Origin of the sequence: Treponema sp. (genome assembly GCF_017430385.1) — a bacterium.
In the GTDB taxonomy this organism is placed as follows: Bacteria; Spirochaetota; Spirochaetia; order Treponematales; family Treponemataceae; genus Treponema_D.
In genome coordinates this window covers 1-8,494 of sequence record NZ_JAFRNB010000071.1, presented here as the reverse complement: position 1 = coordinate 8,494, position 8,494 = coordinate 1, and the positions used below count along the sequence as shown (strand labels likewise).

Genomic DNA, 8,494 nt, shown 5'->3' with positions numbered 1-8,494 from the left:
CCAGAGTACCAAAAGAAACATTTTCCATGAAGTTAAGACTATATTAAATAAAAAAATATGTCAATTTGAAGAATTATTAAAATCAGAGCATAAATCTGCGGCTTCAAGCAATTTTTTTGTATACGGATGTTCTGGATTTCTTAGCAATTCTGATATTGGTTTTTCTTCCACGATTTTGCCTTTGTACATCACGCCGATTCGGTCAGCCAGGCGCGCCGTGACTTTAAGATTGTGGGAGATAAACAAGTAGGTCAGTTTGAAAGATTTCTGCATTCCTTTCAGGAGCTTGAGAATTTGAGCCTGTATCAGAACATCGAGGGAGCTCACACATTCATCGCACACGACAAATTCTGGCCGGAGAATCATCGCGCTTGCAATGGCGACCCGCTGCCTTTGACCGCCGCTCAGCTCCGAAGGATATTTTTCAAGAACATCTGGCGGAAGCGCGACCAAAGTACGCATTTCATTTACAAGCCGCTTGCGTTCCTGGAAATTTTCGCCAATTTTATGGATTTTAAGACCTTCTTCGATAATCGAGCCGATTTTGTGCTTGGGATTGAGTGAAGCATACGGATCCTGGAAGATAATCTGCACTTTTTTGCGGAATTCAAGCATTTTTCTGCGGTTAAAAAGAGAAATATCCTGACCTTCAAAAAAAATCTTCCCGGAATCAGGATTTTCAAGAGAGCAGAGGAGATTTCCAAGCGTAGACTTGCCTGAACCAGACTCGCCCACAAGTCCATAAATCTCACCGCGCCCGACAGAAAAAGAAATCCCGTCAACAGCCCGAACAGCCCCGCTCTTGCCGGAGAAAGTCTTAACTAAATCGACACACTTAAAAATTTCTTCCATAAAAACAAAACTTCCCAAAAAAACTGCTCACTGCTCACTGCTAATTGCAGCCTGCTACTTGCTGACTGCTTGAACTAACGCTGTAGTGTATTCATGCCGGGGATTTTTGAAAATCTCTTCCGTGCTGCCAGATTCAACAATCCGCCCTTTATACATGATGTAAACCCGCGAGCAAAGTTTTTTGACCACGCTCAAATCATGGCTGATTAAAAGCATCGCCGTGTTCCGCTGTTCCCGCAAATTCTGCAAAATGTGGATTATTTCTTCCTGAGTTGAGACATCGAGGGCTGTTGTCGGCTCATCGGCAATCAAAAGTCGTGGGGAATTCATAAGACTGCTCGCAATCATAATCCGCTGTTTCATGCCTCCAGAAAGCTCGTGTGGAAAACTTCGTAAAATCCGCTCTGTGTCCGAAAGCCCCGAAAGTCGTGCAAGTTCCGCCGCCTTATTGCGAGCCACGTCCTTTTTCATGCCGTGAATCAGTCCGCTCTCTTCAATTTGCTTTCCAACCCGAATCAGAGGATTGAGGCTTGTCATCGGTTCCTGAAAAATCATCGAAATTTCTTTGCCGGAAATGGCTCGGAATTCTTTTTCGTCCATTGAAGAAATATTTTTGCCGCCCAAAAGAATCTCGCCGCCGGTCATGCAAATGTTCTCAGGGAGAAGGTGCATCGTGGCAAGTGAAGTCATCGTCTTTCCGCTGCCACTCTCGCCAATCAAGGCCACAAATTCGCCCTCATCAACCGAAAGCGAAATATCCTGAAGAATCGGCGTGCGTTTTTCACGGAGAGAAAATTCTACTGAAAGGTGATTGATTTGAAAGAGCATAAGAAAAACTCACCACACCAACTGCAATCCGTTCGGTTCGTATAAAGGGAAATTGTGGTCGCGGCTTAGCATCACGAGATTTTTGCGGATTGCAAGATGAATCAACATTCTGTCGAAAGGGTCTTTGTGATATTTTTGGGGCGGAAGCTCCTTGTAAGTGATAAAATCATAAGCATCGGGATTCAGAATCTCAAAATCGTAATTTTTGGCGATATTCGGAAGCAAAATCGAATTGATTCCATTTAGAGAATATTTTCCGAGTTGCTCTTTAATCGCAACTTCCCAGAAAGAAATCGTGCTCACATATACCGGATTTTCGTTTGATTCAAGAATATCGCGGACTTTTGAAGAAAGCTCGCCCGTATTCAAAAATGACCACAAAAAAGTGTGCGTATCTAAGAGGTAGCCGACTGAATTTTCCATACAAACTTACTCCTCGCCCAAGAATTCTTCCAGTGTAATTTTACCGTCGCCTTGTTCTGAAAAGCTCGCTTTTCCTTCGTAAGTGCCAAGTACACGCCTTTTCTTTGAGGATTCAAGCGGTGAAAGAATGGCAACAGGCTTTTTTGAGCGGCCAAAAAGAATCTGGAACTGCTCGCCCATCTGAACCTGAGCCAAAACTGAGGAAAAATCCGCCTTAAAATCCGCAACGGTCATCTGAATCATGGTTTAAGTATATCATAAGTTGTCAACTTGTCAAGTTATGCTCTCACAACGCTTCCCACTGCTCATCATTAAAATCGCAGTAGTGCAAGTCCTGCTCAAAGTTTGTGCTTGCGGCAAAACCGACAATTCGCCAGCAGAGTGAAGTTCTTCCCAATAATCCGCATGGTCTTTAGTGCCGGTAATCGCCTCGCCATAAGGAAGGCCGTCAGCGGGATTACAGAATTAGCCGCTTCGAGCCAGACTTTACCGTTCTGATAAATTTCGGAAGAAAAAAAGACCCACGAATGTAAAATCGAACGATTAACTTTGTAAAATAAAAAATCAACCCGAAGGGAGCGACACAAATCATCCCTATTCCCCGTTCACTTCCGAGATTCCGTCGCCGAGCAGATTAAAGCCTGCGACCAGAGCCGTCAAGAAAAAGGCCGGGATTAAAACGCCCTGCGGAGAGCTGAAAATGAATCTTTGTGCGTCGTTCAACATTCTGCCGAAACTTGGGGCGGGCGGCTGGATTCCTAAACCGAGGTAGCTCAAGCCTGACTCACTCAGAATTGCCAGAGCGAACGAAAGCGAGCAAGTCACCAGAATTTCCGGGAGCGCGTTCGGCAAAATGTGAACGAGCATAATCCTTGCGTGAGAAGCACCCCTTGCCCGCGCCGACTTCACGAAAAGCGAATTCCTGTACTTCAAAAAACTTGCCCGCGTAATTCTTGTGAATCGTGGGATGCTCATTATGCAAAGCGCGAGGATCGTAATTTTGGGTTCTGTGCCAAAAACTGCAATCAGCATGAGAGCAAGCAGGATTCCTGGGAAAGCCATCTGAACCGTGACAAGTTTTTGAATGACTAAATCAAACCATCCGCCAAAATAGCCCGAAACCGAGCCAAGCAAAATCCCAGCCACGCAGCCGAAAATCATCACCGCAAATCCGATTCCAAAAGAAATCCGGGTGCCGACCAAAAGACGAGAAAGCACATCGCGGCCGAGGTGGTCAGTGCCGAGCAAATGTTTTGCTGAAAATGAAGCGAATTTCTGGCTCGAATCTGGAAAATTCGGGTCACAAGGAAGATGAAAAATCCCTGCAATCATAAAAATCACGAAAAATGCGACTAGACAAAAACCGAGCAGGAAAGATTTGTTCTGAAAATATCGTTTCATTTCATCGCCCTCACTCGCGGGTCAATCAGCGTGTAAATCACATCGACCAGAAAATTGCAGAAAAGTGTAATCAAAGCCAGATAAAGTACGAGAGCCTGAATCAACGGGAAGTCGCGTGTGGAAATTGAGCTTGCGATGAGCCGACCAATCCCAGGAAGAGAAAAAACATTCTCGACGATGATGCTTCCGCCCAAAATTTCTGTCATAATCAGGCCGAGAGTGGTAACGGATGGCAAAAGTGCGTTCCGCAAAATATGCCTTGTAATCACGCCCCATTCCGAAAGCCCCTTGCTGCGAGCCGTGCGCACATAATCCTGTTTTCCCTGATTCAAAATGCTCGTGGTCGTGTAGCGCGCAAGAATCGCCCCGGAACCAAGAGAAAGCGAAAAAGCCGGAAGCACAAGAGAATGAAGCCACGCAAAAAATCCCTGTGAAAGTTTGGAATATCCCATCGCCGGGAAAAGTCCGAGCTTAACCGAAAAAATCAAAATCAAAAGAAGGGCAGTGCAGAACGACGGCACCGAAAACCAAATCGAATGGATTGAAACGAGCGGCTTAAAAAATCTGGTTTTGCGAATATAAGCGTACAAAAAGCCGAAAAAAAATCCAATCAGCATTGTAAAAAGCAAAGTGACCGAAGCAAGGCTCAGAGTGACGGCAAAACTTCCACGAATCAGCTTGGAAACGCTCTGATTGTACTGATAGGAAGTGCCGAAATCTCCGCGAACGACTTGCCAAGCCCACGAAATGTATCGTTCTGGAAGGCTTTTGTCCAAGCCCATTTTCTGTTCGAGCGCGGTGATTTGTGCGGAATCAGCTTCTGGCCCCAAAATCGCAAGAGCCGGATTGCCCGGCAAAAGCTGAAAAGTCAGAAAAGTGAGGAGCGAAATCAAAAAAAGAGTCGTGAGAAAATCAAGAAATTTTTTAAGATAAAACATCACTTCCCTTAAATGCGTCCTTTTTGCGTACATCAGCGTAAGGCCGCTTCCTACTCCCCAGCAAAATACATTTTCGCGAAATTGTAGAACAGCACTGGATATGTTTCGTAGCCACGGACATCTTTTCGGAGAAGGACTGTGTTGTTCGGGTCCGCGATGAAGACGGCCGGTGCTGATTTTGTGAGCAATTCCTGGCAGTATTTGTAATATTTGATTCTCTTTGACAAATCTGTTTCCTGATCAGCCTTTGTGAAAGTCTCGTCAAAAACAGGATTGTTGTAGCGGGTGAAATTTCGTTTGTAAGAAGAGTAATATCGTCTCAAAACTTCGCTTGGCTCCAGTTTGCCGCCAAAAGCAATCACCGTCGCCTGATAGTCAAATTTTGTGTAAACCTGATCGAGCCATGTCGTCCATTCAACAGTCTTGATGTGACAGCGGATGCCGATTTGCTCAAGCTGCTTTGCGATAATCTGAGCTGTATCAACATGAATCCTGTAGTTGCCCGGAACTGTGATTTCCAAATCAAATCCGTTTGTGAATCCGGCCGATGCAAGAAGATTTTTTGCCGTAGCCGCATCATTTTTGTAGACTTCGGAAAGGCGGTCATTGTAGTACTCGCCCAAAATCGGTGAGAAATTGCTGTAAAGTTTTGTTCCGAATCCGCCCATCGCGCCTGCAATAATCTCGTCCTTGTTTACGGCCATTGTGATTGCCTGTCGAACCAGAGGATTGTCGAGCGGTTTTACTGAATTGTTGAGTCCGAGCACCTGAACCATGTTCTGCGGAGCCGAAAAAAGCTGGAATTTCTTTTCGAGGGATTTTGCATTCTCTGCTGAAAGCATCTGGCCGATATCAAGCTGCTTGGTCTGCAATGCCGAAAGAATCGCATTCTCGTCGCTCATAACATAGATTTCAATCCGAGGAATTTTAGGCTCGTTCTCGCTGTTCCAGTAATTTTCATTCTTTTCGAGCACGACTTTCTGATGAAGCTGGTACTCTACGAATTTGTACGCGCCTGTTCCGATTGGTTTTTCTGCATGATTTGTGTAACCGACCGGCAAAATCGGGCAGAAATTGAGTGCCAAAAAGCCGCCCAGAGGATTTTTTGTCTTAATCACAAAAGTGTGTTCATCTGGCGCAGAAATCGATTCAATGTCGCGAGCCATCATGTCTGATTTGACAGTGTTGCCGTTCAAGCCCGCAAGATTTTCGTAAGTGTAAACACAATCCGCGCTCGTAAAATCCGCACCGTTATGGAACTTAACGCCCTTGCGCAAACGGAATGTGTAAGTCACCTTGTCGTCAGAAATTTCGTAAGATTCGCAGAGGGCAGGGTGAATCTTGCCCCGCTCGTCAAAAGAAAGAAGTCCGTCAAAAATGTTGTAATAAATCGCCGCCGTATCAGCCGCCGCAGACTCCCACGGGAAAAATGAATCCGGCTCCGAAGAGACATTCATGCGAAGAACATCTTTGGAATCCTTGCTGCCGCACGAAAAAAACAGCATCAAAGAAGCCATAATAATAGAGAGAAAAATTGATTTTTTCATTGTTTTTATTCCTGTCCGCAAATCAAATAATAAATTCTGTTCAAATCGTCTTTTGTGAAGAACTGGATTTCTACGCTTCCGCGCTCCATGTTGCCTTTGATTTGTACTTTTGTTCCGAGTTTTTCAATGAACTGCTGTTCCAGAGCAACGAGATTCGGGTCTTTCTGGGATTCTTTCGAATCTTTTGCAGGTTTGACACCGTTTCCGGCTCCTTCATTCAATGCCCTTGCCATTTCTTCGGCTTCACGGACATTCATTCCTGTTCCGATGATTTTTGCAAAAAGAATTCGCATGTCAGCCGGATCTTTTACGGAAAGAAGTGCGCGTGCATGTCCCGCCGTGATGTGCCCCTGAACAAGAGAAGCGCGCATGTCTTCCGGCAATTTCAAAAGTCGGACAGCGTTCGCAACGGTCGATCGGTTTTTGCCAACGCGAGCCGCAACCTGCTCCTGACTCAATCCTGAAAGTTCCATAAGCTCGTAATAAGCTTCGGCTTCTTCGATTGGGTTCAAATCCTCACGCTGAATATTTTCAATAAGGGCGATTTCAAGCTTTTTCTGGTCAGAGTATTTTCGGAGCTGAACAGGAACTTCGGCAAGATTCGCAATTTTTGCAGCGCGAGTTCGTCGTTCGCCGGCAATAATATAGAAGGAACCGTCACCAGCATCCTCAACTGTGATTGCCTGTAAAATTCCGTGCTCGCGGATTGAATCTGCAAGCTCGTGAAGTGCTTCTTCTTCAAATTCTTTTCGCGGCTGATGCGGGTTCGGCTTGAGCAAATCAACGCTGACCCAAAGCTGACCGTTCTCATCAACATTGATTCCAGCCGGCAATTTTCGTTCTCCGCGGGCAACTTCTTCCGGGATGTTTCCTGCTTCGACAGCCTTTACAACAGCCTGGGCTGCTTCCTGTGCCTGAGATTGCTCCTGAGCTACATTCTGAGCCTCTGCCGCCGGATTAGTTTTTTCTTCTGCGTGGGATTCGTGAGATTCCTCGTGATTGTGATTCGGCACGAAGTCGTCTGCGCTAAGGCCTGCTTTTCCCATGAGCGCGTCAACACCTGCCCCAAGACCGAATTTCTTAGCCACGGTTGATTACCTCTTCCGCAAGTTTTTTGTAGCTTTTTGCGCCAACACAAGCCGGATCGTAAAGACAAATCGGCTGACCGTGAGAAGGTGCCTCTGAAAGACGAATGTTTCGTGGAATGATTGTGTTGAAAACAGCATCCTTGAAATATGCCTGGACATTTCTTACGACATCCTGAGCCAGTCGGGTGCGGCTGTCATACATCGTAAAGAAAATTCCGCCCAAAGCAAGGTTCGGATTTGTCGTAGACTGAACTCGTTTTACAGTCTGCAAAAGGAGCGTTATTCCTTCCAAAGCAAAATATTCACACTGCATCGGAACCAAAACCGCATCCGCAGCCGTAAGACCGTTCGTAGTCAAAATGCCGAGGGAAGGCGGGCAGTCAATCAAAATATAATCGTAAACGCTTTTGAGAGGTTCAAGAGTTTCTTTAAGGATAAAATCGCGCTTGTCCACAGGAACTTTTGTCGCATCCGCAAACTCAATCGCAGCTCCGGCCAAGTCCTCGTCCGCACAAATCGCATCGAGGTTCGGAACGGCAGTATGTTTGATTGCAGTGTCAGCAAGCGAATCATCGTCCATGAATTCGTAAATTGAAGGCTTGTCTTTTGTGATTCCAACACCTGTTGACATGTTGCCCTGAGAGTCGAAGTCCACGAGCAGAACTTTTTTACCAAGTTGAGCCATGTACGCGCCAATATTAATAGCGGAAGTTGTTTTGCCAACGCCACCCTTCTGATTAACAAAAACAAAAATCTTTCCCATATATTTATATTATCGTAATTTTAAATTAAAATATATAGTGTTTCGTGAAACAATTTAAATGTTTCACGGATTTTTTAATTCGTGTTAATTAAGGAGAAATCGGCCTTATTTCAGTTCTAAGGAAACACTGAATAAATCCGATTGCGGATTTTTCAGTGTTAACCTTGAATGTTGCTAATTGTCCGCAACATAACAAGTTGCGGCAATTTGACGGGAAGTGCTGATTAATCGTTTCAAGTGTTAATCAGCACTTCCCTAAATCCGCGAGTGTTTGATGCACTTGCAGCGTATCAAGCAAACTGCTTTTAAAGCTAGGATTTTCTGCCTTGTTACGCACTGCACGGATTAAAAGATTTTTTGGGGTTGCACTTTCTTCTATAAATTCGAGTATCTGCACTTTGTAGCCTTTGCTTTCTAAGACTTCGGCTCGGATGGCATCGGTCGCGAGGGCGGAAAATCGTTCTTTTATGAGACCGTATTTTAAAAGCGAGGCGAACTGTGAGTCGGTCGGAACGGATTTTGATGAAAGCTGGCTGTTGATTTCATGCTGACAGCATGGAACTGAGAGAATTGCCTTTGCTTTCTGGCGGATTGCGTAATCTAAGGCGTAGTCGGTGGCGGTGTCACAGGCGTGGAGCGTTATGATGATGTCTG

10 protein-coding genes are annotated in these 8,494 nt (G+C 45.3%); all 10 read right to left on the bottom strand.

Annotated features, from left to right (window positions below):
• Positions 1-60 precede the first annotated feature (60 nt).
• On the bottom strand, positions 61-852 hold the full coding sequence (locus IJJ71_RS04850) for an ATP-binding cassette domain-containing protein (RefSeq protein ID WP_296845644.1): 792 nt from the start codon (positions 850-852) through the stop codon (positions 61-63).
• Between the two features lie 54 nt (positions 853-906).
• Entirely contained in the window at positions 907-1,680 is a 774-nt protein-coding gene (locus IJJ71_RS04845) for an ABC transporter ATP-binding protein (RefSeq protein ID WP_296845642.1), read from the bottom strand.
• A gap of 9 nt (positions 1,681-1,689) precedes the next feature.
• Positions 1,690-2,103 (bottom strand): type II toxin-antitoxin system VapC family toxin, encoded by a 414-nt coding sequence (locus IJJ71_RS04840; protein ID WP_296845641.1) that lies wholly within the window; start codon positions 2,101-2,103, stop codon positions 1,690-1,692.
• 6 nt (positions 2,104-2,109) lie between these two features.
• Positions 2,110-2,346 carry a type II toxin-antitoxin system Phd/YefM family antitoxin gene (locus tag IJJ71_RS04835; RefSeq protein WP_296845640.1) on the bottom strand — a complete coding sequence of 79 codons (237 nt, stop codon included), beginning with the start codon at positions 2,344-2,346 and terminating at the stop codon, positions 2,110-2,112.
• A 351-nt stretch (positions 2,347-2,697) separates the two neighbouring features.
• Positions 2,698-3,504, bottom strand: coding sequence for an ABC transporter permease (locus tag IJJ71_RS04830; protein WP_296845639.1), 807 nt, complete (start codon positions 3,502-3,504; stop codon positions 2,698-2,700).
• Positions 3,501-4,442: an ABC transporter permease gene (locus tag IJJ71_RS04825; protein WP_296845638.1), complete on the bottom strand. Its 942-nt coding sequence runs from the start codon at positions 4,440-4,442 to the stop codon at positions 3,501-3,503. The genes IJJ71_RS04830 and IJJ71_RS04825 overlap by 4 nt, the downstream gene beginning before the upstream one ends.
• A gap of 50 nt (positions 4,443-4,492) precedes the next feature.
• Positions 4,493-5,989 carry an ABC transporter substrate-binding protein gene (locus tag IJJ71_RS04820; protein ID WP_296845636.1) on the bottom strand — a complete coding sequence of 499 codons (1,497 nt, stop codon included), beginning with the start codon at positions 5,987-5,989 and terminating at the stop codon, positions 4,493-4,495.
• Between the two features lie 5 nt (positions 5,990-5,994).
• A complete protein-coding gene (locus IJJ71_RS04815; protein ID WP_296845635.1) occupies positions 5,995-7,077 on the bottom strand; it encodes a ParB/RepB/Spo0J family partition protein in 1,083 nt (360 codons plus the stop codon).
• Entirely contained in the window at positions 7,070-7,840 is a 771-nt protein-coding gene (locus tag IJJ71_RS04810) for a ParA family protein (protein WP_296845633.1), read from the bottom strand. The genes IJJ71_RS04815 and IJJ71_RS04810 overlap by 8 nt, the downstream gene beginning before the upstream one ends.
• Positions 7,841-8,084: 244 nt before the next feature.
• Positions 8,085-8,494, bottom strand: a 410-nt coding sequence (locus tag IJJ71_RS04805) for a methyltransferase (RefSeq protein ID WP_296845632.1), incomplete at its 5' end; no start/stop codon positions are given.

Bases quoted from the DNA above. Each gene is read 5' to 3' on its own strand.
- IJJ71_RS04850 (WP_296845644.1), bottom strand. From the start codon at position 852: ATGGAAGAAATTTTTAAGTGTGTCGATTTAGTTAAGACTTTCTCCGGC.
- IJJ71_RS04845 (WP_296845642.1), bottom strand. From the start codon at position 1,680: ATGCTCTTTCAAATCAATCACCTTTCAGTAGAATTTTCTCTCCGTGAA.
- IJJ71_RS04840 (WP_296845641.1), bottom strand. From the start codon at position 2,103: ATGGAAAATTCAGTCGGCTACCTCTTAGATACGCACACTTTTTTGTGG.
- IJJ71_RS04835 (WP_296845640.1), bottom strand. From the start codon at position 2,346: ATGATTCAGATGACCGTTGCGGATTTTAAGGCGGATTTTTCCTCAGTT.
- IJJ71_RS04830 (WP_296845639.1), bottom strand. From the start codon at position 3,504: ATGAAACGATATTTTCAGAACAAATCTTTCCTGCTCGGTTTTTGTCTA.
- IJJ71_RS04825 (WP_296845638.1), bottom strand. From the start codon at position 4,442: ATGTTTTATCTTAAAAAATTTCTTGATTTTCTCACGACTCTTTTTTTG.
- IJJ71_RS04820 (WP_296845636.1), bottom strand. From the start codon at position 5,989: ATGAAAAAATCAATTTTTCTCTCTATTATTATGGCTTCTTTGATGCTG.
- IJJ71_RS04810 (WP_296845633.1), bottom strand. From the start codon at position 7,840: ATGGGAAAGATTTTTGTTTTTGTTAATCAGAAGGGTGGCGTTGGCAAA.